Raw genomic sequence first — 226 nt, 5'->3', positions numbered from 1 at the left:
CTGCGATTTTCCTTTTCTATTTATAATATAGCGTATAGGTAGGGAATTAAGGTTTTTGATACTAAAATAATAGGTGATTGCAATAATTTGAAGAAAAAAGTTGTAGGTTTGTCAAACATATGTTACACCCCGATCAATAAATTCCCTCAGAACAGTTTGTGGTGATTTCCACCCCAGAGGTCTCATGGGAAACTGGTTATAATCCCTACGGTTATAGGTTTGAAGC

General features: G+C 35.4%; 1 pseudogene. It reads right to left on the bottom strand.

Annotation, left to right across the window (positions count from 1 at the left end):
- Nucleotides 1-111 precede the first annotated feature (111 nt).
- Nucleotides 112-226, bottom strand: a pseudogene (locus tag NE619_RS19425) (IS481 family transposase); the annotation flags it as partial.

It is taken from the genome of Anaerovorax odorimutans (assembly GCF_024459955.1).
GTDB lineage: Bacteria > Bacillota > Clostridia > Peptostreptococcales > Anaerovoracaceae > Hominibacterium > Hominibacterium odorimutans_A.
The sequence above is the reverse complement of the archived record's forward strand: the minus strand, read 5'-3'. Positions and strand labels throughout refer to the sequence as shown.